General features: G+C 71.6%; 21 protein-coding genes and 2 pseudogenes. 9 read left to right on the forward strand and 14 right to left on the reverse strand.

Features of this window, described 5'->3' with window-relative positions; all coding sequences use genetic code 11:
- Window positions 1-3 precede the first annotated feature (3 nt).
- The 3 genes and pseudogenes from K4B79_RS07790 to K4B79_RS07800 all read left to right on the forward strand — a co-directional run.
- Window positions 4-1,104 (forward strand): annotated as a pseudogene (locus tag K4B79_RS07790) (pectate lyase family protein); the annotation flags it as partial.
- Window positions 1,105-1,265: 161 nt separating this feature from the next.
- Window positions 1,266-1,481: a hypothetical protein gene (locus K4B79_RS07795; RefSeq protein WP_232025562.1), complete on the forward strand. Its 216-nt coding sequence runs from the start codon at window positions 1,266-1,268 to the stop codon at window positions 1,479-1,481.
- A gap of 61 nt (window positions 1,482-1,542) precedes the next feature.
- Entirely contained in the window at window positions 1,543-2,514 is a 972-nt protein-coding gene (locus K4B79_RS07800; protein WP_232025563.1) for an NAD-dependent epimerase/dehydratase family protein, read from the forward strand.
- A gap of 13 nt (window positions 2,515-2,527) precedes the next feature.
- On the opposite strand, the gene K4B79_RS07805 is transcribed toward K4B79_RS07800, so the two are convergent.
- Window positions 2,528-2,926: a VOC family protein gene (locus K4B79_RS07805; RefSeq protein ID WP_232025564.1), complete on the reverse strand. Its 399-nt coding sequence runs from the start codon at window positions 2,924-2,926 to the stop codon at window positions 2,528-2,530.
- Between the two features lie 277 nt (window positions 2,927-3,203).
- On the opposite strand from K4B79_RS07805, the gene K4B79_RS07810 reads away from it, so the two are divergent.
- A complete protein-coding gene (locus tag K4B79_RS07810; protein ID WP_308280425.1) occupies window positions 3,204-3,794 on the forward strand; it encodes a TerD family protein in 591 nt (196 codons plus the stop codon).
- A gap of 53 nt (window positions 3,795-3,847) precedes the next feature.
- On the opposite strand, the gene K4B79_RS07815 is transcribed toward K4B79_RS07810, so the two are convergent.
- From K4B79_RS07815 to K4B79_RS07845, 7 genes are all read right to left on the reverse strand, one after another.
- The gene (locus K4B79_RS07815) at window positions 3,848-4,471 is read right to left on the reverse strand and encodes an SRPBCC family protein (protein WP_232025566.1); all 624 of its coding nucleotides are present in this window, start codon (window positions 4,469-4,471) and stop codon (window positions 3,848-3,850) included.
- Window positions 4,472-4,535: 64 nt separating this feature from the next.
- Window positions 4,536-5,651 carry an XdhC family protein gene (locus K4B79_RS07820; RefSeq protein WP_232025567.1) on the reverse strand — a complete coding sequence of 372 codons (1,116 nt, stop codon included), beginning with the start codon at window positions 5,649-5,651 and terminating at the stop codon, window positions 4,536-4,538.
- Window positions 5,644-6,783: a vWA domain-containing protein gene (locus K4B79_RS07825; RefSeq protein WP_374208434.1), complete on the reverse strand. Its 1,140-nt coding sequence runs from the start codon at window positions 6,781-6,783 to the stop codon at window positions 5,644-5,646. Before K4B79_RS07825 ends, K4B79_RS07820 begins: the two co-directional genes overlap by 8 nt.
- Window positions 6,780-7,655, reverse strand: a complete 876-nt coding sequence (locus K4B79_RS07830) for an AAA family ATPase (RefSeq protein ID WP_232025569.1) — start codon at window positions 7,653-7,655, stop codon at window positions 6,780-6,782. The genes K4B79_RS07825 and K4B79_RS07830 overlap by 4 nt, the downstream gene beginning before the upstream one ends.
- A 15-nt stretch (window positions 7,656-7,670) precedes the next feature.
- On the reverse strand, window positions 7,671-8,525 hold the full coding sequence (locus K4B79_RS07835; RefSeq protein ID WP_232025570.1) for an FAD binding domain-containing protein: 855 nt from the start codon (window positions 8,523-8,525) through the stop codon (window positions 7,671-7,673).
- On the reverse strand, window positions 8,522-10,873 hold the full coding sequence (locus tag K4B79_RS07840; protein ID WP_232025571.1) for a xanthine dehydrogenase family protein molybdopterin-binding subunit: 2,352 nt from the start codon (window positions 10,871-10,873) through the stop codon (window positions 8,522-8,524). Before K4B79_RS07840 ends, K4B79_RS07835 begins: the two co-directional genes overlap by 4 nt.
- Entirely contained in the window at window positions 10,870-11,376 is a 507-nt protein-coding gene (locus tag K4B79_RS07845) for a (2Fe-2S)-binding protein (RefSeq protein WP_232025572.1), read from the reverse strand. The genes K4B79_RS07840 and K4B79_RS07845 overlap by 4 nt, the downstream gene beginning before the upstream one ends.
- Window positions 11,377-11,605: 229 nt before the next feature.
- On the opposite strand from K4B79_RS07845, the gene K4B79_RS07850 reads away from it, so the two are divergent.
- Entirely contained in the window at window positions 11,606-13,576 is a 1,971-nt protein-coding gene (locus K4B79_RS07850) for an elongation factor G (RefSeq protein WP_232025573.1), read from the forward strand.
- 118 nt (window positions 13,577-13,694) lie between these two features.
- Complete coding sequence (locus K4B79_RS07855; protein ID WP_232025574.1) at window positions 13,695-15,551, forward strand: cellulase family glycosylhydrolase; 1,857 nt, start codon at window positions 13,695-13,697, stop codon at window positions 15,549-15,551.
- Window positions 15,552-15,747: 196 nt separating this feature from the next.
- Here K4B79_RS07855 and K4B79_RS07860 read toward each other — a convergent pair.
- Together K4B79_RS07860 and K4B79_RS07865 are read right to left on the reverse strand one after the other, a co-directional pair.
- Window positions 15,748-15,948 (reverse strand): annotated as a pseudogene (locus K4B79_RS07860) (DNA ligase LigA-related protein); the annotation flags it as partial.
- Window positions 15,949-16,186: 238 nt separating this feature from the next.
- On the reverse strand, window positions 16,187-17,101 hold the full coding sequence (locus tag K4B79_RS07865; protein ID WP_374208448.1) for an NAD(P)-dependent oxidoreductase: 915 nt from the start codon (window positions 17,099-17,101) through the stop codon (window positions 16,187-16,189).
- Between the two features lie 157 nt (window positions 17,102-17,258).
- Between K4B79_RS07865 and K4B79_RS07870 the strand changes: the two genes are divergently transcribed.
- Window positions 17,259-17,588, forward strand: a complete 330-nt coding sequence (locus K4B79_RS07870; RefSeq protein ID WP_232025576.1) for a winged helix-turn-helix transcriptional regulator — start codon at window positions 17,259-17,261, stop codon at window positions 17,586-17,588.
- Window positions 17,589-17,667: 79 nt separating this feature from the next.
- Here K4B79_RS07870 and K4B79_RS07875 read toward each other — a convergent pair whose 3' ends face one another.
- Window positions 17,668-18,924: a YncE family protein gene (locus K4B79_RS07875; RefSeq protein WP_232025577.1), complete on the reverse strand. Its 1,257-nt coding sequence runs from the start codon at window positions 18,922-18,924 to the stop codon at window positions 17,668-17,670.
- A 205-nt stretch (window positions 18,925-19,129) separates the two neighbouring features.
- Between K4B79_RS07875 and K4B79_RS07880 the strand changes: the two genes are divergently transcribed.
- Window positions 19,130-19,798 (forward strand): TetR/AcrR family transcriptional regulator, encoded by a 669-nt coding sequence (locus K4B79_RS07880; RefSeq protein WP_232025578.1) that lies wholly within the window; start codon window positions 19,130-19,132, stop codon window positions 19,796-19,798.
- Window positions 19,799-19,829: 31 nt separating this feature from the next.
- Here the strand turns inward: K4B79_RS07880 and K4B79_RS07885 are convergent, their stop codons facing one another.
- Both K4B79_RS07885 and K4B79_RS07890 read right to left on the reverse strand, forming a co-directional pair.
- On the reverse strand, window positions 19,830-21,071 hold the full coding sequence (locus tag K4B79_RS07885; RefSeq protein WP_232026219.1) for a glycosyltransferase: 1,242 nt from the start codon (window positions 21,069-21,071) through the stop codon (window positions 19,830-19,832).
- A gap of 137 nt (window positions 21,072-21,208) precedes the next feature.
- Window positions 21,209-21,571 carry a nuclear transport factor 2 family protein gene (locus tag K4B79_RS07890; RefSeq protein ID WP_232025579.1) on the reverse strand — a complete coding sequence of 121 codons (363 nt, stop codon included), beginning with the start codon at window positions 21,569-21,571 and terminating at the stop codon, window positions 21,209-21,211.
- A 173-nt stretch (window positions 21,572-21,744) separates the two neighbouring features.
- Between K4B79_RS07890 and K4B79_RS07895 the strand changes: the two genes are divergently transcribed.
- Window positions 21,745-22,044: a hypothetical protein gene (locus tag K4B79_RS07895; RefSeq protein WP_232025580.1), complete on the forward strand. Its 300-nt coding sequence runs from the start codon at window positions 21,745-21,747 to the stop codon at window positions 22,042-22,044.
- A 94-nt stretch (window positions 22,045-22,138) separates the two neighbouring features.
- Here K4B79_RS07895 and K4B79_RS07900 read toward each other — a convergent pair whose 3' ends face one another.
- A complete protein-coding gene (locus tag K4B79_RS07900) occupies window positions 22,139-23,353 on the reverse strand; it encodes a type III PLP-dependent enzyme (protein WP_232025581.1) in 1,215 nt (404 codons plus the stop codon).
- Window positions 23,354-23,473 lie beyond the last annotated feature (120 nt).

The raw sequence follows: 23,473 nt of genomic DNA on the forward strand, positions 1-23,473 counted from the left end.
GAGATGAGGCGATCAGTCGCACTGCGGCTCTGCGCGGCACTGGCCATGACGGGCCTGGCGACGGGGACCGGTGCCGTGCTGCCGATACCCGAGGCGTCGGCCGCGACCGGTGGTGTCACCGGGTACGCGACCCAGAACGGCGGGACCACCGGCGGTGCGGGCGGGCAGACGGTGAAGGCCACCACGGGCACCGCGATCCACGCCGCCCTGTGCGGCCGGGCCAGCGCCAGTACCCCGATCACCATCCAGGTCGAGGGAACCATCAACCACGGCAACACCACCAAGGTGTCGGGCAGCAGCTGCAACACCGCCGCCGGCGTGATCGAACTGAAGGCGATCAGCAATGTCACGATCGTCGGCGTCGGCAGCGGCGCCGTGTTCGACCAGTTGGGCATCCACCTGCGCGAGGCCCGCAACATCATCATCCAGAACGTGACCGTCCGGAACGTCAAGAAGTCGGGTTCCCCCACGTCCAACGGCGGTGACGCCATCGGCATGGAGCGCAACGTCCGCAACGTCTGGGTCGACCACGTCAACCTGGAGGCCTCGGGCGGGGAGTCGGAGGGCTACGACGGACTCTTCGACATGAAGGACAACACCCAGTACGTGACCCTGTCCTACAGCGTGCTGCGCAACTCCGGCCGCGGCGGCCTCGTCGGCTCCAGCGAGAGCGACCTCTCGAACGGCTTCATCACCTACCACCACAACCGGTACGAGAACATCGACTCCCGCGCCCCCCTGCTGCGGGGCGGCACCGCCCACATGTACAACAACCACTACCTGCGCCTGAACGAGTCCGGCATCAACTCCCGCGCCGGCGCTCGGGCCAAGGTGGACAACAACTACTTCGAGGACTCCAAGGACGTCCTGGGCACCTTCTACACCGACGCGGCCGGGTACTGGCAGGTCGGCGGGAACACCTTCGACAACGTGACCTGGTCCAGCCCCGGCAGCGAGAACCACCCGGCCGGCCCCAATCCACAGTCCAACACCACGATCACCATCCCCTACTCCCACAGCCTCGACGCGGCCGGATGCGTGCCGGGCATCGTGAGCCGGACGGCCGGCGCCAACAAGGGGCTCCAGGTGTCGGACGGCACGTGCTAGGTGTGTTGATCACCAACGCCGTCGACGCCGTCCGGGTCGGGAAAACGGTCCGACGGCTGTGAGCCCGTCCTGACACAGTGGCGCGCCGCGACCCGTATCGAACCCGTGACCGCCGCGGACCTGCGACTCATGCAGACCCTGGCGCAGCGCGTCACGAGGTGATCGACTGGTACGACGGTGCGGCGGCCGGTCTCGACCGTACGGTGATTCCGTGCGCCGGCGACGAGTTCGCCCTGGAGCGGTGGTCGGCGCACGCGACGGTCGCCTGCCTGGGCGGTCCGGGTCATCCCGGTGCCCGCGGGCTGTACTACGGCGTAGGGTTCCGGAGGCTCTCGCGGGACGCGCCGCTCATCAGGACCGCGACCGCGGGCTGAGAACCGGCCGTTCGGGTAGGTGACCCGGCAGCACACCCTGGTCGCGGCGGATGGGGAGAACATGCGAGTCGTCGTCATCGGCGGAAGCGGGCACATCGGCACCTTCCTCGTGCCCCGGCTGGTGCGGGCCGGCCACGAGGTGACCACCATCAGCCGGGGCCGCCGGACCGCCTACGCCGATGCCCCCGAATGGCAGCAGGTACGGCAGGTCGTCGCCGACCGGGAGCGGGAGGACGGCGAGGGCACCTTCGGCGACCGGGTGGCCGGGCTGCGCCCGGACGTGGTGGTCGACCTGGTGTGCTTCACCCCGGAGTCGGCCACCGCACTGGTCGGGCGGCTGCGCGGCGAGGTCGGACATCTGCTGCACTGCGGCAGCGTGTGGCGCCACGGCCCCAGCCACAAGCTGCCGATCTCCGAGGGTTCGGGCACGGCTCCCGTCGGCGAGTACGGCGTTCAGAAGGACCGGATCGCGCGGATGCTGAAGGAGGAGACCGCCTCCGGGGGCCTGGTGACCACCTCCCTGCACCCCGGGCACATCGTCGGTCCCGGCTGGCACCCGATCGGTCCGCTGGGAAACCTCGACCCCGCCGTCTGGACCACGCTGTCCGCCGGAGAGCCGCTCCGAATCCCCGGCGGCGGTGTCGAGCTGATGCACCATGTGCACGCCGACGACGTGGCCCAGGTTTTCGAACAGGCGGTCCGGCACCGGGACGCGGCGGCGGGGGAGGACTTCAACGTCGTCGCTCCCACGGCGCTGAACGTCCGCGGCTACGCCCACATCGCGGCCGGCTGGTTCGGACGGACCGCCTCACTGGAACCGGTGACCTGGGACCGGTTCCGCCGGACCACGAGCGCGGAGTACGCCGAGCAGAGCTGGGAGCACCTCCACCGCAGCCAGTGCTTCACCATCGAGAAGGCCAGGGCGCTCATCGGCTACGCGCCGCGCTACGAACCCGAGGACGCCGTACTCGAATCAGTCCGCCGGCTGATCGACCTCGACGAGCTGAAGGTGGCCGGCCCGCTGGTCGTGTGATCGGAGCGGTGCGTCAGGACGCGGGCGGTGGGAGGGGCCGGAGCCGGGTGCGCAGGAGGCAGAACTCGTTGCCCTCCGGGTCGGCCAGGACGTGCCAGCTCTCGGTGCCGGTCTGGCCGACGTCGGCGGGCCTGGCCCCCAGAGCGAGCAGCCGCTCCAACTCGGCGTCCTGGTCGCGGTCGGTGGCGTTGACGTCGATGTGCAGGGGGAGCTTGGCCCTGCGCGGGTCGCCGCCGGGGCTGAGGACGAGGGTAGGCTGCGGGCCACCGAAGCCGACGTCGGGCGGCCCGATCTCGATGCTTCCGTCGTCCTCCCGGCCGAGTTCGACGTAGCCGAGGGCCTCGCTCCAGAACGCGGCGAGCCGGTCGGGGTCGACGCAGTCGAGGACCAGCTCACTGATGCGGCATGCCATGTCACGAGTGTACGGAGACGGCCCCGGAGCACCGGATCCGTGCGCTCACGGCGCCTCGGCCTCTCGGCCTCTTAGGCGGTGAACCTCTTCGCGAGATCCCGGAGCCGTGCCACGGCGGAGGTCATCGCGTAGGGCACCCGGTGTCCGCAACCGGTGGTGACGACGCTCGGCGCGTCGGGCGCCCGTTCCCGGACAAGGGTGGTGCGGTGCCGCGGACGAGGGGACGCGCTCGCGGGTCGGGTGCGTCAAGGACGCATCAAGTGGCTGGTCACAGGCGATACTTGACGAGCGGGGCCGCAGCGGTCCCACGACACGCAGACATGAGGGAGGCGACGTCCGGGTGAGCAGTTCCGACAAGGGGATCAGCAAGGTCGAGGTGAGGCTCAAGTGGGATCCGAGCCCTCTGGGAGAGCCGCCTCGTCACCTCGACATCATCGCCGCGACCTACACCGCGGACGATCCCCACGGGCCGCCCGTGTACGTCGTCCACTACGACAGCCGGTCACCGGACGGCACCATCAACATGACCCGGCACAGCCAGACCGGGCAGGGTTTCCGCTTCGTGGAGGTGATGGTGCTGGAACTCGACCGGCTGGCCTCCAGCTTCGGTCGGGTCGTGGTCGGCGTGGTCTTTCACCAGAGGGGTGGGCAGCGGACCTTCGGTGACCTGACGAACGCCGGCGTGGCGGTCGTCGAGAAATACACGGAACTCCTGGTGGACGACTTCGCTCAGGTCGCCGACTCCACCGCCACCACCGTCGCGGAGTTCGTCCGGAACGGCGTCGGCGGCTGGGAGTTCCACGAGATGGTCCGCGGCTTCGACAGCGACGCGGTGGCCTTCGCCCAGGAGATGGGCGCGATCCGGTAGCCGCACCTCCAGGGGCCGGGGCGGGTGGGGTTCGGCGGCGCGGAACGGCTTCGCTACGGGCGCCGCCGTCGACGGCGGCGTATCCGCGAGGCCGTCAGGACCACGACGGCCAGCGCGGCCACCGCCGCCGCGGCCCGCTTGGCGACCGGCACCCCGGCGGTGCGGAGGAGGTCCAGCGGCTCGTCCGGAGGCCCCGGCTCCCTCTGCCCCTCCTGCCCCTCCACCGTCCCCTCCGCCTCGCCCAGTCGCTCCGCCAGGCACTCGGCGAACCGGCCCACGATCCGGTCGCCGACCTCCGCCAGCACACCGCGGCCGAACTGGGCGGGCCGCCCGGTCACGGTGAGGTCGGTTCGGACCGACACCGCCGTGGCGTCACCCTGACTCGTCAGCGTGCCGGTCACGGTGGCCCGGGCGGTGCCCTGGCCGCGGGTCTCCCGGCCGCTCGCGATCAGCACCATGCGGTGCGCGGCCCCGTCCTGCTCCTCGAAGACGGCGGTGCCCTTGTAGGTGACGGTGATCGGACCCACCTTGACCTTCACCGAGCCGGTCACGGTCTTGCCGTCGTAGTCCTCGACCACCGCCCCGGGCAGGCACGGCGCGACGCGTTCGATGTCGACCAGCGTCCGCCAGGCCTCGTCGACCGGCACGGGGACGGTGAACTCGTGGTGCAGTTCCATGACTTCCTCCAGACGGGCTCGACGAAGGCCGGCTGCGGGGCGGCGGCCCTCAGAACCACGGGTCTCAGGACGACGGGCTTCGGGAAGGCGGGTGGATGGCCCCGGCCGTCGCGGTCAGCGGGGCGCCGCTGCCGCCCCACCGCAGCGCGACGATCTCCGCGGCGACGGACACGGCGACCTCCTCGGGCGTACGGGCACCCAGGTCGAGCCCGACGGGGGAGCGCAGCCGGGACAGCTCGGCCTCGGTGAGCCCGGCCTCGGCCAGCCGCTTCATCCGGTCGTCGTGGGTACGGCGGCTGCCCATCGCCCCGATGTACGCGGCCGGCCGGCGCAGCGCCTCCTCCAGAAGCGGGACGTCGAACTTCGGGTCGTGGGTGAGGACGCAGATCACCGTGCGCTCGTCGGTCTGCGTCCCCCGGAGATGGCGGTGCGGCCAGTCCACGACCACCTCGACGCCGTCGGGGAACCGCTTCGGCGTGGCGAAGACCGGGCGGGCGTCGCACACGGTGACCCGGTAGCCGAGGAAGTCCCCGAGGCGGGCGACCGCGGCCGCGTAGTCGATGGCGCCGAAGACCAGCATGCGCGGCGGTGGCGCGAAGGAGTGCAGGAACACGGAGACGGAGTCCTCCCGGCGCTCGCCGCGCGGCCCGTAGTGCCTCAACCCCGTCGCACCCAGGGCGAGTTCACCGCGCGCGTCGGCACTGACGGCCGCGTCCAGACCGCTCGTGCCGAGGGTGCCGGCGACCCGGTCCGGCCACACCGCGAGGGTGGCACCGCGCGGCGCGGGGCCGTCGGTCACGGTGGCGACGGTGGCCGGGCGTCCGGCCGCGACCGTCCCGGCCACCTCGCCGAAGGAGGGATCGAGGGCCGCCGTCACGGGACGTACCAGCACGGTGATCTCGCCGCCGCAGGTCAGCCCCACCGCGAAGGCGTCCTCGTCGCTGTACCCGAAGGTCGCGAGCCGCGCCTCGCCGCTCGCCACCACCTCCTGAGCGAGCTCGAACACCGCCGCCTCGACGCAGCCGCCGGACACACTGCCCACGACCTCGTCGTCCGGGCCCACGGCCATGGCGGCACCGGGATCGCGCGGAGCGCTGCGGCTGCGCGCGACGACCGTGGCCAGACCGAAGGGCGCACCCGCCGCGTACCAGTCGCCGAGCACCGGGAGAATCTCACGCATCGTCCGCTCCTCTCACCACCGCCGCCAGACGCTCCAGCGCGGCCGGACTGTGCCCCTCGACGAACGCGTCCACACTCGGCAGCGCCGCCGCCATCCCGGCCGCCAGGGGCGCGTATCCGGGGCGCGCCTTGCGCGGATTGGCCCAGATCACTCGGTGCGCCAGCCGGTGCAAGCGTCGCATCTGGGCACCGAGCAGCTCCGGATCGCCACGCTCCCAGCCGTCCGACAGCAGCACCACGACCGCGCCGCGCGCCGTCCCGCGCTGCCCCCACCGGTCCAGGAACACCCGCAGCAGCTCCCCGAGCCGGGTACCCCCGCTCCAGTCCGGTACGGCCGCGGCGACCGCCGCCATCGCCAGGTCCGGATCGCGCTGCGCGAGTTCCCGGGTCACCCGGGTGAGCCGGGTGGCGAGGGTGAACACCTCGGTGCGCGTCGTGCGGGCGGAGGCGTGCGCGAACCGCAGCAGGGCGTCCGCGCACGGCGTCATCGAGCCGCTGACATCGACGAGCAGCACGACCCGGCGCGGGCGCTCGGCCCGTGCCCGGTGCCGTAGCGGCGCCGGTTCCCCGCCGTGCCGCAGCAGGTCCCGGACGGTCCGGCGGGGATCGGCCTCACCGCGCCGGGCCGGCCGCCGGCGCGGGGTGCGCCGCGTCGGGCCGGGCAGCGCGAACGCGGCGAGGAGCTGGTGCAGCCGGGTGCGCTCGGCCGCGTCCAGCTCGGCGATGTCACGGTGCCGGAGCACCTCTGCGGAGCTCGCGAGCGCGCCGGTGGGCGTGGTGTGCCGTTCGTTCTCGGGTGCCGTCGTCCCAGGCGTGTCCCGTACGACGAGTCGCGGCCGTGGCGGGATCGCCGCCTTGGGCGTCGGGCCTTCCGGCGCGTCGCCGCCGGCGTCCGCGAAGTACGCCGTGAACACCTCGTCGTAGCGCTCCAGGTCCTCCCGGCTCCCGCACAGCGTCGACCGCCCCGCCCAGTACACGTCCCCGCGTACCCCGGGCCGCAGCACGGCCACGGCCCGAAGGAAGGCGTGCACCCGCTCGGCGCTCGCGTCGAGGCCGCCCGCCCGCAGGGCACGGGCGAAGCCGAGGAGAACGGCGTCGGCGCCCCGGCCGGTGACGGAGTCCACGGCTCTCACGCCCCGTGGGCGGCGAGGACCGCGGCCAGGTCGAGCCCCCGGGCCCGCTCGGTGTCCTCCCGGTACTTCAGGACCGAACCCAGCGTCGCCACGGCCAGCTCGGCGTCCACCTCCTCCGCGCCGAGGGCGTCCAGGGCCTCGGCCCAGTCGATGGTCTCGGCCACGCCCGGCGGCTTGACGAGGTCCTCCTCCCGCAGGGCCTGCACCAGCCCGGTGACCTGCTCGGCCAGCCGTGCCGAGACCCGGGGCAACCGCCGCCGCACGATGGCCAGTTCGCGGCCGAAGGAGGGATGGTCGAACCAGTGGTACAGGCAGCGCCGCTTCAGCGCGTCGTGCACCTCGCGGGTCCGGTTGGAGGTCAGCACGACCACGGGCGGCACCTCGGCGCGCAGGGTGCCCAGTTCCGGGATCGTGACGGCGAACTCCGACAGCAGCTCCAGCAGGAACGCCTCGAACTCGTCGTCGGCGCGGTCGATCTCGTCCACGAGCAGCACCGACGGCCGGGTCTCCAGCGCCCGCAGCAGCGGCCGGGCGATCAGGAAGCGCCGGTCGTACAGCTCGCCCTCCAGCTGGTCGGCGTCGGTGACCCCGGTCGCCTCGGCCGCCCTGAGGTGCAGCAGCTGGCGGGGGAAGTCCCAGTCGTACAGGGCCTGTGAGGCGTCGATGGCCTCGTGGCACTGCAACCGGATCAGCGGGGCGTCGAGCGCCTCGGCGAGGGCGGAGGCGAGCGCGGTCTTGCCGACGCCCGCGTCGCCCTCGCAGAACAGCGGCCGGTGCAGCCCGAGGGCCAGGAAACAGGCGACGGCCAGTCCGTCGTCGACGAGGTACCCCGTCTCCTCCAGACGGGCCCGCACCTGCTCCGGCCCCTCCATCCGCGTGATGGTCGCTCACCCCATCCCGGCCGCCGCGAGGACCGCCCGCCTGGTCAGCACCCGCGCCAGATGCGCCCGGTACTCGGGCGAGGCCGACAGGTCCCGCGTCGGCCGGGTCCCCTCCGACGCCGCCTCGGCGGCCCGGGCCACGGACCGGGCGTCCCCGGCACCGGACAGGGCCTCCTCGACGGCCGGGGCGCGCAGCGGTGTCGGGCCCATGTTGGACAGCCCGATCCGGGCCTCGCCGATGTGCCCGTCCGCGCGCCGCACCAGCGCGGCCACGCCGACGACCGCCCAGGCCTGCGCCGACCGCTGGAACTTCTCGTAGTGGAAGCCCCAGCCGTCGGCCTTGGGGATCCTGATCTCGGTGAGCACCTCGTCCGCCGCCAGTGCGGTCTGGAGGTAGTCGACGAAGAAGTCCCGCGCGGGGATCGTCCGCCGGCCTCCCGGCCCGTGCGCGATGAGGTCGCCGTCCAGAGCGAGTAGTACGGCGGACAGGTCACCGGCGGGATCGGCGTGCGCGAGCGAGCCGCCGAGGGTGCCGCGATGCCGTACGGCCGGATCCGCGACGGTGGCTGCCGCGGCCGCCAGCAGTCCCGCGTGCCGGCGGACGAGCGGGTCGCGGATCAGGTCGTGGTGGGTGGTGAGCGCGCCGACGACCAGCGTGCCGCCGTCCTCGCGCACCCCGCGCAGTCCGGGCAGCCGCCCGACGTCCACGACCAGGTCGGGGAAGGCGAGCCGCATCCGCAGCAGCGGCAGCAGGCTCTGCCCGCCGGCCAGCACCTTGGCCTCCTCGCCGGCGTCGGCGAGCGTGCGCACCGCCTCCTCGACGCTGCCGGGACGGGCGTACTCGAATGCCGGGGGAATCATCGGGAGGCCTCCCTCACCGCTCGCCACACCCGCTCGGGTGTGCAGGGCATGCGGATGTCGTGGACGCCCAGCGGGCGCAGCGCGTCCACGACCGCGCCCACCACGGCGGGCGTGGCGGCGATCGTCCCGGCCTCACCGACCCCCTTGACCCCCAGGGGGTTGGAGGTGGCGGGTGTCTCCGTCCGGTCGGTCGTGAACTCCGGCAGGTCGGGGGCGGCGGGCACGAGGTAGTCGGCCAGTGTGCCGGAGACCAGGTTGCCCTCGTCGTCGTAGACCGCCTCCTCGAACAGGGCCTGTGCGATCCCCTGGGCGAGTCCGCCGTGCACCTGGCCCTCGACGATCGGCGGGTTGACGACCCGGCCGACGTCGTCCACACAGACGTAGGAGCGGATCCGGGTGTGCCCGGTCTCGGTGTCGACCTCGACGGCGCACAGATGGGTGCCGTGCGGATAGGAGAAGGTGTCCGGGTCGAGGACGTGTCCGGCGTTGAGGGTGGGCTCCATGCCGTCGGGCAGGTCGTGCGAGGAGAACGTCTCGAAGGCGACCTCCTGGATGCTCCGGCGGGCGTCCGGGGAGCCCTTGACCGAGAACACCCCGTCGGTGAACTCCAGGTCCCGCTCGCTCGCCTCCAGCAGATGGGCGGCGACCTTGCGGGCCCTGTCCACCACCTTCGTCGCCGCGTGGTGCACGGCCGTGCCGCCTACCACCAGCGACCGCGAGCCGTAGGTGTCCATGCCCTGCGGGGCCGCCCGGGTGTCCCCGTGCACCACCTCGACGTCCTCGAACGGCACCCCCAGCACCTCGGCGGCGATCTGGCTCCAGCAGGTCACATGGCCCTGCCCGTGCGGGCTGGTTCCGGTGACCACCTCGACCTTGCCGGTGGGCAGCATCCGCACGCTCGCCGCCTCCCAGCCGCCGGCCGCGTACCGCAGATCCCTCAGCACCCGGCTCGGTGCCAGCCCGCACATCTCGGTGTACGTCGACACGCCGATGCCGAGGCGCACGCTGTCGCCCCGTTCGTTGCGGTCGGCCTGCTCGGCGCGCAGCTTGTCGTAGCCGAACAGCGCGAGCGCCTTGTCGGTGGCGGCCTCGTAGTTGCCGCTGTCGTAGGTCAGACCGGCGATCGTGGTGTACGGGAACTCCTCGTGCCGGATCCAGTTGCGGCGCCGCAACTCCACCGGATCCAGGTCGAGTTCGACGGCCAGCTCGTCCATGATGCGTTCGATGGCGTACGTCGCCTCCGGGCGGCCGGCGCCCCGGTAGGCGTCCGTGGGCGTCCTGGTCGTGAAGACGCCGGTGACGTTGAGCTCGTAGGAGCCCATCTTGTAGATGCCCGGGTACATGAACGCGCCCAGGATCGGGATGCCCGGCGTGACGAGCATCAGGTAGGCGCCCATGTCGACCAGCAGGTCGGCCTTGAGGCCGAGGACCGTGCCGTCGCGGGTCGCGGCGATCTCGATGTCCTGGATCATGCCCCGGCCGTGATGGGTCGCCAGATAGCCCTCGGAGCGGGACTCGGTCCACTTCACGGGGCGTCCGACGCGGCGCGCGACCGTGAGGGCGATGGCCTCCTCGCCGTAGACCTGGAGCTTGGAGCCGAAGCCGCCGCCCACGTCGGGGGCGACGACCCGCAGCTTGTGCTCGGGCACGCCGGTGACCACGGCGAGCATGACCCTGAGGATGTGCGGGATCTGGGTGGAGGAGTACACCGTGTACTCGTCCGAGGCGGCGACCGGGGTGACCACGACCGCGCGCGGCTCCATGGCGTTGGGGATCAGGCGCTGCTGGTGGTAGCGGCGCTTGAGGGTGACGTCGGCGCGCCGGCGGACCGAGGCGAAGTCCTCGCCGGTCCTGAGCGGCCAGTCGTAGCAGCGGTTGGTGCCCTTGTCGGCGTGGACCAGGGGAGCGTTCTCGGCGAGCGCGGCCTCCAGGTCGAGGACCGGGGGCAGGGGCGTGTAGTCGACCTCGATCGCCTCCAGGGCGTCGGCGGCCGCGTACCGGTCGCGGGCCACCACGACGGCCACCGGATCGCCGGCGTACCGCACCTCGTCCACGGCGATCGGCGGGTGGTCGGGCAGCACGATGTCCTCGGTCACCGGCCAGGCGCAGGGCAGCGAGCCCAGGCCTTCCGCCAGGTCGGCGCCGCTGAACGCGGCGACGACGCCCGGCCGTTCGAGCGCGGGCGTGACGTCCACCCGGTCGACGCGGGCGTGGGCCATCGGGCTGCGCAGGATCGCCAGGTGCAGCAGTCCGCTCACGGCGATGTTGTCGGTCCAGTTGGTCTGCCCGGTGATCAGGCGGGCGTCCTCCTTGCGGAGCCGGGCGCGGCCGATCTCCTGGGCGGTCATGCCGTGACCTCCCGTTCGAACTGTTCGGACTGCTCCGGCTGCTCCGACTGTTCGGAGGCGGTCAGGACGGCTCGCACGATGTTCTGGTAGCCCGTGCAGCGGCAGAGGTTGCCCTCCAGCGCGTGCCGGACCTCGTCGGCGGAGGGGTGCGGGTTCTCGCGCAGCAGATCGCGCGCCGCCATGAGCATGCCCGGGGTGCAGTAGCCGCACTGGAGGGCGTGCCCCTCGTGGAAGGCCCGCTGGAGCCCGGTCCACTCGCCGTTCCGGGCAAGCCCCTGGACGGTGGCCACGTCGCTCCCGTCCGCCTGGACGGCCAGCACCGAGCAGCTCTTGACGCTCACGCCGTCCAGGTCGACCGTGCAGGCCCCGCAGTTGGAGGTGTCGCATCCGATGGGGGTGCCGGTCAGACCGAGGCGGTCACGCAGGTAGTGGACCAGGAGAAGACGCGGTTCCACCTCGTCCTCGTAGGCCGTACCGTCCACTTTCACCGAGATGCGGGTCATGTGCCCTCCCAGGAAACATCGGACGTGATGTGCGTCACTGTAGGACTGGCACCGGAAGGCGGCGAGGGCCGCAGCACGCCTTTGTTGAGCGTTAATCCGTTGCCGTCGCGGCGCGGGCTCTGATGCACTGCACAGGAACCGCCCCCCGAAGATCCAGGAGAAGCGATGCGAACTGCGTGCATGTCCGCCCAGGAAGGAATGACCCCCATTTCTAAGGACATGACGCTTCGTGCATTTGCTCAACCTCGGGATCCTCGCCCATGTCGACGCCGGTAAGACCAGCCTGACCGAGCGGCTGCTGCACTCGGTCGGAGTGATCGACGAGATCGGCAGCGTCGACGCCGGCAGTACGCGGACCGACACCCTCGCGCTGGAGCGCCGGCGCGGTATCACCATCAAGTCCGCCGTCGTCTCCTTCGCGGTCGACGACGTGACGGTCAACCTCATCGACACCCCCGGCCACCCGGACTTCATCGCCGAGGTGGAGCGCGTGCTCGGCGTGCTCGACGGCGCCGTGCTGGTCGTCTCGGCCGTCGAGGGCGTCCAGGCCCAGACTCGCGTGCTGATGCGCACCCTGCGCCGCCTGGGCATTCCCACGCTCGTCTTCGTCAACAAGATCGACCGCAGGGGCGCGACGGACGAGCCCGTGCTGCGGGCGCTGTCCGAGCGGCTCTCGGTGGCCGTCGTCCCGATGGGCACGGCCGACGCGCTCGGCACCCGCGAGGCGCGCTTCGTCCCCGGGCTCGGCCCGTCCGCGCTCGACGTCCTCGCCGACCACGACGACGACCTGCTGTCCCGGTACCTGGAGGGCCCTGTCCCCGACGACCGGGTGCACGCCGCGCTCGTCGCCCAGACCCGGCGGTGCCTGGTGCACCCCGTGTACTTCGGCTCCGCGGCGACGGGCGCGGGTGTGTCCGAACTCGTCGTCGGGATAAAGGAGTTGCTCCCCGCGGCGGACGGCGAGCCCGAAGAGCGGGTCGCCGGCACGGTGTTCAAGGTCGAGCGCGGTCCGGCGGGCGAGAAGATCGCCTACGCGCGCGTGTTCTCCGGGACCCTGCGCACCCGCGACCGGATCCCCTTCGGCGAGAACCGCGAAGAGGGCCGCGTCACCGCGATCAGCGTCTTCGAGCAGGGTGCGGACGTCCGGCAGGACACCGTCCCGGCGGGGCGGATCGCCAAGCTGTGGGGCCTGGAGGGCGTCCGGATCGGCGACGCCCTCGGCGAACCCCGCACGGCGCACGAGCACCACTTCGCCCCGCCGACCCTCGAAACGGTCGTCGTCCCGGGCCCGGGCACGGACCGCGGAGCCCTCCACCTCGCCCTGACCCGCCTCGCCGAACAGGACCCGCTGATCGGCCTGCGCCACGACGAGGTACGCCAGGAGACCTCCGTCTCCCTCTACGGCGAGGTCCAGAAGGAGGTCATCGAGGCCACGCTCGCCGAGGAGTTCGGCCTCGACGTCAGCTTCCGCGAGACCACGCCCCTGTGCGTCGAGCGTCCGGCCGGGTCGGGGGAGGCGGCCGAGTTCAACAAGAAGGACGACAATCCCTTCCTCGCGACCGTCGGCCTGCGCGTCGACCCGGCCCCGGTCGGCTCGGGCGTGGACTTCCGTCTGGAGGTGGAACTCGGCTCCATGCCGTACGCCTTCTTCAAGGCCGTCGAGGACACCGTGTGCGACACCCTCGCCCAAGGACTGCACGGTTGGCAGGTCACCGACTGCACGGTCACCATGACCCGGTGCGGCTACTCGCCCCGGCAGAGCCACGCCCACCAGGGCTTCGACAAGAGCATGTCCAGCACCGGCGCCGACTTCCGGGGACTGACCCCGCTGGTCCTCGTCGAGGCGTTGCGCCGCGCGGGCACCCGGGTGCACGAGCCGATGCACCGCTTCCGCCTGGAGGCACCGGCGGACACGCTCGGCGCCCTGCTGCCGGTGCTGGCCGCGCTGCGCGCCGTACCGCAGGCGACCGGGACGCGCGGCGAGACCGCCATACTGGAGGGTGTGATTCCGGCGGAGCGGGTGCATGAACTGGAGCAGAGGCTTCCGGGTCTGACCCGGGGCGAGGGAGAACTGGAGAGCGCGTTCGACCACTACGCGCCGGTCGCGCGGGCGACCGTGCCGTGCCGGCCGCGTACCGATCACAACCCGCTCAACCGCAAGGAGTACCTGCTCAACGTGACGCGTCGCGTCGGTGGTTGAGGTCCGGATCGACCCTCGCGTCGACCTTTCGGTCCAGAAGTCGACCTTTCGGTCCGGAAGATGAAACTTACTCATCAGTCAGAAACTGTTGACTGTGTACCGAAATCACCGGACTGTAATGGACATGCCGAATATACGCGCGCGTTTGCTCGTAGTTCTGGTGATCCTCTCCGGATTCCTGACAGTGTCGGGCGTACGACCCGCCACCGCCGAAGCCCTCCCCGACTCCCTCTGGTTCGACGACACCCCGATCACCGTGCAGGACGGCAGATTCACCGACGGCCAGGGCCGCGAGGTCGTGCTGCGCGGCTACAACGTCTCCGGCGAGACCAAGCTGGCCGAGAACAAGGGCCTGCCCTTCGCCTCGGTCGCCGACGCAAGGAAGTCCGCGACCGCGCTGCGCGCCCTCGGCGGCGGCAACTCGGTCCGCTTCCTGCTCTCCTGGGCCTACGCCGAACCCGTGCGCGGACAGGTGGACACCGCCTACCTGTCCGCCGCCACCGCCCAGATGCGGGCCTTCCTCGACGCCGGCATCCGCGTCTACCCCGACTTCCACCAGGACCTCTACTCCCGGTACCTGTTCGACCCGGACAGCTGGTACACCGGCGACGGCGCCCCCAAGTGGGCGGTGGACCTCGGCAACTACCCGGACGAGTCCTGCGGGATCTGCTTCCTGTGGGGCCAGAACATCACCCAGAACGGCGCGGTGAAGGCCGCCCAGCACGACTTCTGGCACAACACCCACGGTCTCCAGGACTCCTTCCTCGCCATGGCCCAGCAGACCATGGCCTACGTCCGGCAGAACCTGACGGCCGACCAGTTCAGGGGCGTCATCGGCTTCGATCCCTACAACGAGCCGTACGCCGGCAGCTACGACTCCGGCCAGAACAGCCGCACCTGGGAACGCGACCTGCTGTGGCCCTTCTACGTGAAGTTCCGCGCCCGGATGGACGCGGCCGGCTGGCAGGACAAACCCGCCTTCGTCGAGCCGAACCTCTTCTGGAACGGCAACGTCAGCAAGGAGGAGGGCGGCCTCCTCGACGCAGGCGTCCTCGGCTCCCGCTACGTCTTCAACACCCACTTCTACGACCAGAAGGCCATCTCCGGCATCCTCATGTGGGGCAACGCCTCGGACGGCCAGTACGTGAACGACTTCAGGACGGTCCGCGACCGGGCCGCGGCGCTCGGCACCACGGGCATCGTCAGCGAGTTCGGCCACCCCCTGAACGGCTCCACCGCCGGCAAGGCGCCGACCGTACTGAAGGCGATGTACCAGGCCCTGGACTCCCGGGTGAAGGGCGCCGACTGGTGGACCGCGCCCGCCACTTCGGGCCCCGTCCTGTCCGGCTCGCAGTGGCAGTGGGACATCTACCACGGCCGCCACCACGAGCTGATGAACGGCAACCCCGACAAGGTGCTCACCGAGGGCGACGCCTGGAACGACGAGGACCTCTCCGCCGTACGCCTCGACGACTCGGGAACGGCCGTACTGCGCCAGGACGCCCGCCTCCTGGACCGGATCTACCCGAGCGCCACCGCCGGCACGACGGCCGCCTTCACCTACGAGGACCGCTCCCGCGACGGCTCCACCACCCTGACCTGGAACCCGGTCCCCGGCTCACTGCCCAACGTCTCCCGCCTGGTCGGCACCGGACAGTACGGCCTGTTGGTGTGGCGCTCCGACGGCACCTCTGCCCCCACCGAACTGCACCTGCCGGCGTCCTTCCCGACCGCGACCACCACGGTGGTCTCCGACCTGGGCACCTCCTACGGCCCGCCCGCCTACACCCGCACCACACCGATCGCGGCGGCCCCCGAACCCGGCGGCACCGGAAGCCGCCGCCTGCTCCTGACCGCCCCCGACAACGGCGTCCTGCACTACGCCCTGGTCACCAACGGCACGGCGAATCCCGCACCGGCCCTGCTGAACGCGGCCCGCTCCGAGCTGTCCGCCTGGGCGGCCCAGGAGTTCTGAGGGCCGCTCGACGCTCCGGGGCGCCGGTCCCACCACAGGGCCGGGCGCGGATCTGGTGTCGGCGTGGGGACGCCCCTGTCGGTTGCGCCCCGATTGCTTTCCTAGGGGTCCTAGGTTAAAACTAGGACCCCTAGGATATGGCGAGGGGTGCATGGTGCGGGCCGGGCTGACAGAGGGCCGGGTGACGGTCGCGGTCCGGAACGTCGCCCTCCACGGCGCCGCCGGCGACCTTCCCGGTGGGCGAGTCGGGCAGCACCTGATCGGGATGCTCGGCCTCCCACGCGGCGATGCCGCGAACCAGTCGGTCGTAGGAGTCGTCGTCCAGCACCGAGGTGCCGCTCGTGTAGTAGGCGGCCGACGCCTTCAAGGACCGCCTCGAAGATCCGTGGCGCCACAGGGACCGGCCGCGTGCGCTATGATTGATCTTGAGCTGGTCGCCGCAACTCCGGACGACTGGTCGTGCGTTGGTGGTCCAAGGAAAGACGCCCCGCTTCCTGCGGGGAAATGCAGGTGCAAGGCCTGCCCGGCGCTCTGATCCGAGCCCCGTCCCGCCGTCACCGGGATGGGGCTCGCGGCATTTCCCCAACTGCTCGGCGCGTTCGCCTGCACTCCACGCAGTTGCGTGGCGTCCTGGGTCATCCGGTCTGCGCTGGGTTCTTGAGGACCTCTGTCAGGGCGGAGATGCTGTGGTCGCCGTGGCCGGCTTCGACCGCTCGCTCGAGCAGGTCGTGGAAGGGCTTGTGCCAACCCGTGTCGAGGTTCGCTTCCTTGCCGAGTTCCTCGTCGTGGGCGGCTCCGTCCAGGAACAGGTTCACGGAGGAGGCGGGCTTGCTGTAGTCACCGCTGTCGATCTCCTCGGCGAAGACCGGCAGTACGGAGTTGATCATCTCGAACCACTTGATGCTGAACCGAACCATTGAGGCCGCCTTGAGTCCACGGGCCTGCATTGCTGCCGCGCCTTGGAAGAAACCGACGAGCGCGGGCAGCAAGGTGCCGCCCACCGCCATCTCGTACAGGGCGGCGAGGTCGACGTCGGTACCGAGGTAGACGGTGTCGCCGCCCAGCACCCGCAGCGTCGACGCGAACTCGTCGAAGACGCTGTTGTCGCCGCCGTAGTACAGGAGGGTGTCCTCGGCACCGACGGCGGACGGCACGTTCTTGATCGCTCCGTCGAGGTGGCGTGCGCCGTGTCCAAGCGCCCATTCGGCCATGTGTCGGGCCCCGGCCGGTGAACCGCTGTTCAGAGTGACAAGGGCTCGCCCCTTGAGCGCGGCGGCGGCCGGTTCCAGGGCTTCGATGGTGCTGTCGTAAGTGGTCAGGCAGGCGATGACCAGCGGACTCGCCGCGATCGCCTCAGCCGTCGTGTGCGCGTGAACGGCCCCCTTGGACACGAGCGGCGCGGCCTTCGACGGGGTCCTGTTCCAGACGGTGGTCGGATGTCCGGCGTCGGTGAACGCCTCGGCCAGTGCGCTGCCCATCGAGCCCAGTCCGATGACGGTCACGGGAGTGCGGTGATGCTCTGTCATGTGGTGCTCCTGCCTGCGACCGATCGCCCTGAGGATCTGGAACAACGTCAAATATGAGGCATGTGAACGGAGTTGTTGCGGTCCCGGCGCGATGCCTGCTCCATGCTGCGAGGGCGCTGACAGTTCTGCAAGTACCTACAATTTTGTCAGGTACCCACATTTTTGTTAGGGAGAAGCGCTGATGAAGAAGCGGGGCTATACCTGCGGGCTGGACGCTGCCATCGATGTCATGGGAGGGAAATGGAAGGGGCTGATCCTGTTCTGGCTCGGCGAAGGACCGCTGCGCTTCGGCGAGTTGCGCCGGACCGTGTCCGGTATCAGTGAGCGGATGCTGATCCTGCAGCTGCGGGAACTCGAGGCCAGCGGCCTGGTGCACCGCGAGGTCCATCACCAGGTCCCACCCAAGGTGGAGTACTCACTGACCGACTTCGGCCACTCGCTCATCGCCGCTCTCGCCCCACTCGGCCAGTGGGGCGAGGAACACATGGAGCGTCTTGAGGCCCTCCCGTGAGCTGGAGCTCGTTGCCGCGCGACGCACGGCGGCCGGGGACGGAGCGGGTGCGGCCGTGGCCCGGCCGGCGGGGTGAGCCTCAGGAGGCGGGGCCGGTCCAGTTCGCCGTGACGTTGCCCAGGCGCACGCGCTGCGGGTGGTCGCCCACCGGCACGGAGACCGTCTTGCGGCCGGTGGCGAAGTCGATCGCCGTGACCTGGTCGGCGCCGCTCTCGGAGACGACACAGCTCTTGCCGTCACCGCTGACCGTGGCCCAGTAGGGCTTGGAGGCGGTGACGAGCGGGCCCTCCTGGAGGGTGGCGCGGTCGACGACGGTCGCGTAGTCGTCCATGGTGCCCGCGACGCACAGCTTGGTGCCGTCCGGCTTCATCGAAAGACCGTGGTGGCGCGAGTCGTTGACGAAGGTCGTGCGGTCGTCGCTGGTCGCCGGGTTCTTCGGCAGGGTCTTCGTCCGGGTGATCTTTTCGGTGGCGAGGTCGTACTCGAAGAAGCCGTTGAAGAACGACACCTGGAAGTAGAGCTTGGACTCGTCCGGCGAGAACACGGCCGGCCGCACCGCGTCCGAGTGGTCCGTGAGGCCGATCGCGTTCAGCTTGTCCCGCATGTCGATGACCTTGACCTGCTTGTACGTGGTCGCGTCGGCGACGGTGATGCGCCGGTCGCCCTTCGTCCAGTCCAGCCACGGGGCGTCGGTCTGGGTGTTCACGTCACCGATCGCCATGTTGTAGATGTACTTGCCGTCCTGGCTGAAGATGTTCTCGTGCGGTTTGTCGCCGGTGGCGAACGAACCGAGCTGCTTGCCCGTGACGATGTCCAGCACGTGCACGGTGTTGCCGGTCGAGGCCGACACCGCCACCCGCTTGCCGTCGGGGGAGACCGCCATGTGGTCGGCGCGGTAGCCGGAGACCGCGAAACGCCAGTTGATCCTCCCGGTGGCGAGATCGATCGAGACGACGTCGGCGAAGCTCGGCCGGGAGACGACCACCGAGGTGCCGTCCGGGGTGGAGTACATGTCGTCCACGAACTGGTCGTGGCCCTCGCCGACGGTGTTGCGGATGGTCATGAAGGCGATCCACCGGATCGGGTCGGCGTTGATCTCCGCCATCCGCTGGTCCTTGTCGGGGATCACGTTGATCCGGCCGATCTTCGCGAAGTCGCCGGTCGACTTGATGACGTCGGCGGTGCCCTCCCAGTTGTTGCCCACGAACATCACCTCGCGCAGGGCGGCGGCCGAGGTGTCCGGGGCGGCGGTGGCGGCGGTCGCGGGGACGGTGACGGTGAGCACGAGGGCGGCGGCGGCAACGGCGCGGAGGTGCCTCGGTCCGAAAGCGGGCATGACTGCGCTCTCCTCTGGAGATGGCGGCTCTTGAGTCGGGCATGCCAAAGCGATGCCACGGCGGGCGGCAGATCTGAACACGATGGGATTCAGAGTCAACTTACTGCAAAGTAAGGAAGGGGTGCCCTTCTCCACAAGACTGCGTACACGACAAAATTGACCTGGAACGAAGCGCCCGGAGACCGGGCGGGACAAGGAGGCGCGCGTGGCGGGCAGGCTCAAGGCGCCGACGGGCCGCTACGGCGGCAAGTCGGCCGAGGAGCGGCAGGCCGAGCGCCGTCGGCGCTTCCTGGACGCGGCACTCCAGCTGTTCGGCGACACCCCCGGCTACCGGGGCACCACGGTCGCCGCGCTCAGCGAGGCCGCCGGGCTGTCCACCCGCCAGTTCTACGAGGAGTTCCGCACTCTGGAGGACGTGCTGGCCGCCCTGCACCTCCAGGTCAACGACTGGGCCCAGGAGGCGGTCCTGGCCGCCGTGGCCGAGGCGGAGCACCTGCCCCTCGTCGACCGGGTCGCCGCGATCTTCCGGGCGTACGCGGCGAACGTCACCGGAGACCGGCGTCGCGTCCGCATCACCTTCGTGGAGATCATCGGCGTCAGTCCGCGCCTGGAGGAACAGCGCCTGGCCCGCCGCGCCCACTGGGTCGACCTCGTCTGCGCCGAGGCGGAGGCCGCCGTCCGGCGCGGAGAGGCCGCACCCCGCGACTACCGGCTCCCCGCGACCGCCTTCATCGGCAGCGTCAACGGCCTGCTCCACGACTGGAACGCCGGCTGGCTGGACGCGACGCTGGACGAGGTCGTCGAGGAACTGGTCCGGCAACTGCTGGGGATCCTGCGTCCCCCGGACTGGCCCCCGCCCCCGCCCTCGGCCTGACGCCGGGCTGCGCTTGTGCCGGACCGCTTCGTCAGCGGGGCGGGTCCGTGTTCAGACGGTTCACCGCGGCCACCACGGGCGCGACGCCGTCCTCCGCGCGGATCCGGGCGCCCAGGGCCCGGGCGCGCTCGCGGTACCCGGTGTCGGCGGTGGCCCGGGTGAGGGCCGCGGCCAGGGTGTCGGCGGTCAGGCGCCGCAGGGGCAGGGTGCGCGGGGCGACTCCCAGGGTGACCAGGCGGGTGGCCCAGAAGTGCTCGTCGAACTGGATGGGCACCGGGACGGCCGGGACCCCGGCGCGCAGCCCGGCCGCTGTGGTGCCCGCGCCCGCGTGGTGGACCACCGCGGCCAGGTGCGGGAAGAGCAGCGCGTGCGGGATCTCGTCGACGGTCAGCATGTCGTCACCGGCCGCCTCCAGGCCGCCCCAGCCGCGCTGGATCACTCCACGCAGCCCTGCCCGGCGCAGGGCGCGGACGATCTCGGCGCTCAGCCGTCCCGGGTCGGGCACGGTGGCGCTGCCCAGACCCACGAAGACCGGCGCGGGTCCTGAGTCGATGAACTTCCGTACCTGGGAAGGGAGTTCGGCGTCGCCGTCGTACGGCCACCAGTAGCCCGCCACCTCCAGGCCCGCCCGCCAGTCGCGCGGCCGGGCGACCACCCGCGGGCTGAAGCCGTGGAACACCGGCCAGTCCTGTCGCTCCCGGGCGCGCAGCGCGGCGGTGGACCCCGCTCGGGGCAGGCCGAGGCGGGACCGCACCGCCGGCAGGGTCGCGGCGTACACCCGCTCCACCGCCAGGTTCATTCCCAGCCCCGCCACGCGGTTGCCCGCCGCTCCCCAGGAGCCGGTGCCGAGCAGTGGCGGGACGAACTCCCGGGTGGGGGCGAGCGGTTGGAGGTGCAGGCCCAGGCTCGGCAGGGACAGCCCCTCGGCCACGGTGTGCCCCAGCGGGACCAGCGGGGCGGACAGGAGCAGCACGTCGCTCGCCAGGGCGGCCGCCACCACGTCGTCGGTCATCCGCCCGGCCAGGTCGCGTGCCATCGCGACCATCCGCGCCATCTTGCCCACGCCGGTCGCACTGCGGTGCAGCCCCCGGCCCCGCGCCGACTCCAGCTCCGCCCGCGGATCCAGCGGCAGCGGACGGAACCGCAGCCCGGCCCGCGCCACCAGCGACTCGAAACAGCCGTGGGTGACGAGGGTGACCTCGTGCCCGGCCACAGCCAGACCGTGCCCCAGACCGGTGAACGGGGCCACGTCGCCCCGGGATCCCGCCGTGATGATCGCTACGCGCACGACGGACAGTATGGCGGCGGAGCAGGTTCTCCGGGGCGAACGACCCGTGGGCTCCGGCCAATCAGCTCGCCGCGCAAGGTGGCCGAGAGGTCACGCCACGCAACCGGCGTGACCTCCTCGCGTCACTCGTCCCAGGCCTGGATCATGGTCTGCTCGACGATCTTGCCGTCCCGCAGGGTCAGCATCGACTCGGCGAGGACGCGTACCCCGTCGGGGTACCGGCAGCTCTCGCTGAAGGCGACGCGGTCGTCCTGGACGACGCACTGTTCCAGTTTGTGGGTCATGTCGCGGCTGTAGACGTCGTCCAGCATCGCGCTGATCTCGTCCCTGCCGTGCAGGACCTTGGGGTGGCTCGGCTGGGTGTTGCGGTCCACGACGCGCAGTTCCGCGTCGTCCGCGTAGAGCGACAGAAGGGTCGCCGCCTGTCCTTCGATGCCCCGGCGCAATGTTTCGGTGTCGAAGCCGGATCCTGCCGCGGTGGCCATGGTGAACCTCCTTCGAGGGCCGCGGCCCGACGAGGAGCGGACCGCGTGGCCCTTCTCCTTCGAGACTCCTCCGCCCCGGCGGCCTCGGCAAGCGCGGCCCGGGCACTCCGCCTGACGGGTGAGCGGTGCCGGGCGGCCGTGTCCGCGCCGGGCCCGCCCGCGTTGCTGAGGGCATGATCTCAACTCGACGTATCGTCGCCGCCGTGGGTCTCGCCGTGGGTGTCACCGGCCTCGCCGCGCCCCTCGCGAACGCGGCCGACACGGCGGCCCAGGATGCCGCCGGCAAGCTGAGCCCCATCGCCATGCTCGACTCGCTCGCCGTGAGTGACGTCCCCGCGGAGCACAAGGCCGAGATCCCGCGGCCCTCGGCGCAGCTGGCCCAGGCCAACCGGCTCAACGACCTGAACCAGCTGCAGCAGCTCACCGGTCTGGCCGCTCCGGTCACCGGTCTGGTTCCCGGCATCGAGTACTGAACCCTCGCCGTCACCCCGAAGGGCCGCCCGGCATCGGGCGGCCCTTCGGGTGTTCCCGGCCCCCGAGTCCGCGACACGATCCGCCGGACAGGCCCTAGCCGTGATGCCCGTCGCCGTCGCCGTCCAGGAAGTGGAAGCCGGGGCGCGGGTGCATCAGGAAGTCGTGGTGCGAGATGTTCCACGCGTAGGCGCCCGCCAGCGAGAACGCCACCCGGTCACCGGCCCTGAGGCCGGGCGCGGGAACGTGCCGGGACAGGACGTCCTTCGGGGTGCACAGCTGCCCGGCCAGGGTGATCCGCCCGTTCCCGGCGGCCGGGCGTGGCCAGGGGTGCGGCCAGGAGTCCACCGGCAGCACGGAACAGGGCTGGTCGTGGCCCTTGGTCGCCGGGGTGCGCAGATGGTGGGTGCCGCCGCGGACCACGGCGAACTCCTCGCCGTGGCTGCTCTTCACGTCCAGCACCTCGGTGGCGTACCAGCCGCAGTACACCGTCAGCGCCCGCCCCGGCTCGATGCGCAGGGTCAGGCCCGGGTGCGCCTCGGTCAGCCGGGCGAGTCCGGCGCCGTACGCCACCCAGTCGAAGCGGCGCTCCGGGCGGGCGTAGTCGACGCTCATGCCGCCGCCCACGTTCACCTCGGCGATCGGCACGCCCAGGCCCGTCGCCCAGGAGACGACGGTCCCGGCCACGGCCAGCAGCTCGGCGGCTTCCAGGCCGCTGGCCAGATGGGCGTGGACACCGCGCAGTTCGAGCTGCGGGTGGCTGCCGTCGGTGAGGGCGTGGACGACCTCGCGGGCCTGCTCGGGGTCCATGCCGAAGGGGGTGGGCCGGCCGCCCATCGCCAGCGAGCTGCCCGCCAACGACCCGTCGGCGACCGGCAGGTTGACCCGGACCAGCACGCCCACCCGCCGCCCGGGCGCGTGCCGCCGCGCCGACTCGGCGAGCATCCGCAGCTCGTGTCCGCTCTCGACATGGAAGCGCTCGACTCCCCGGTCCAGCGCGGCCGTCACCTCCTCCGGTGTCTTGCCGGGACCGCCAAAGGCGAGCGGCCGGCCCGGCACCGCCTCGGCGACGTGGGCGAGTTCGCCCCCGGAGGAGACCTCGTAGCCGTCGACGTACGGGGCGAGCGCGGCGAGGATCTCCGGCTCCGGGTTGGCCTTGGCGGCGTAGTACAGCTCCACCCGCTCCGGCAGGGCGGCCCGCACGGCGGCTGCGTGGGCGCGCAGGCTCGTCACGTCGTAGACGTACGCGGGCAGTTCGGTGGCGGGCAGGGACAGGACGCGGTCGCGGACCGCGGGTGTCGGGTCGGTCATCGGGTACCTCCGGACGCGCCGGGCCGGGTGTGCGAGCAGGTCATCGGGTACCTCCGGACGCGCCGGGCCGGGTGTGCGAGCAGGTCATCGGGTACCTCCGGACGCGCCGGGCCGGGTGTG

This window comes from Streptomyces lincolnensis, from assembly GCF_021173675.1.
Taxonomy (GTDB): Bacteria; Actinomycetota; Actinomycetes; order Streptomycetales; family Streptomycetaceae; genus Streptomyces; species Streptomyces lincolnensis_B.